Raw genomic sequence first — 1,151 nt, 5'->3', positions numbered from 1 at the left:
CGAAATGCCCATGCGTATTCAAAACCGCGGCGATCTTTCCCGTATTCTGCATCACCCAATCAAAACTGCCCTCGCCCGGATCGATCACTAGATCGCCCCGCTCGCCCTTTAGAATGTAGCAGTTCGTCACGTATTCGCCGAAAGCTTTTTTTAAAATTTGCATTTAAATCCTCCTTTTAAGCTTAAATTAAAGCCGTAATTTAGCCAAAAATAGTTAAAATTCGCACAATTTAACGTAAAATTTTAAGGCTAAATATTATGTTTTTGGACGATTTGCTGCCGCAACTGACCGATTTTTTATCGGAGAGACTCGATGAAACGGGCGCGGACGCCTTTGTAGTGGGTATCAGCGGCGGGCTTGACAGTGCCGTGGTTTCCGCGCTTTGCGCTCTTACGGAGATCCCCACTTACGGACTTATCCTGCCTAGCGGTAATTCAAATTTAGAAAATATGGCAGACGGCATCTTTCACTGCGAATCCTTTAATATCCCCTACGAAATCCAAGAGATCGCGCCATTTGTAGAAAATTTTACCGCTTTAAATCCCGGTGCAAGCGCCCTTCGAATCGGAAATTTCGCCGCGCGCGTAAGAATGAGCTTGCTTTATGATTACAGCGCGCAAAAACGCGGCGTAGTCGTAGGCACGAGCAATCTTAGCGAGAGGATGCTAGGCTACGGCACGATCTACGGCGATCTGGCCTGCGCGTTTAATCCGATCGGAGAAATTTTTAAAAGCGATCTGTTTAAATTTGCAAAAATTTTATGCATAGACGATGCGATTATAAAAAAAGCTCCCAGCGCCGATCTATGGGAAAATCAAAGCGACGAACGTGAGCTTGGATACAGCTACGAGATTTTAGATAGCGTGCTAAGAGATATTTTTTCGCACGAAACGCTGCGGACGAAATTTCGCTCAGGCGAGCAAATAACCGCAAACGATCTAAAATATCTGCAAAACTCGCACCACAATCAAGAGCTGGTGTCCAAGCTTTGGCTAGCGGAGCGTCTAAGCTCAATACTGGTTTGACTACTCTAAAGGAATCGGTAGATATGAGTCTTACTAGCAATCAGGAAAACGTCAGCAATCTGACAGCTGCTCTGAACCAGTTAAATGCAAGCATTCAGGCGTCTCTTTCAGGAACTTCAGCTTCA

3 protein-coding genes are annotated in these 1,151 nt (G+C 45.3%); 2 read left to right on the top strand and 1 reads right to left on the bottom strand.

Annotated elements, in window-relative coordinates:
• Positions 1-163 (bottom strand): MBL fold metallo-hydrolase (locus Q0095_RS07130; protein ID WP_297882680.1); only part of this gene is annotated, 163 nt, incomplete at its 3' end.
• A gap of 95 nt (positions 164-258) precedes the next feature.
• Between Q0095_RS07130 and nadE the strand changes: the two genes are divergently transcribed.
• Positions 259-1,026, top strand: coding sequence for an NAD(+) synthase (gene nadE, locus Q0095_RS07125; RefSeq protein ID WP_297882678.1), 768 nt, complete (start codon positions 259-261; stop codon positions 1,024-1,026).
• A partial coding sequence (locus Q0095_RS10290) for a hypothetical protein (RefSeq protein WP_366806251.1) occupies positions 990-1,151 on the top strand: 162 nt, incomplete at its 3' end. The genes nadE and Q0095_RS10290, both read left to right, overlap by 37 nt.

The organism is uncultured Campylobacter sp. (genome assembly GCF_938045535.1).
In the GTDB taxonomy this organism is placed as follows: Bacteria; Campylobacterota; Campylobacteria; order Campylobacterales; family Campylobacteraceae; genus Campylobacter_B.
Note: the sequence above shows the minus strand (reverse complement) of the source record. Positions and strands in the feature narration are given on the sequence as shown.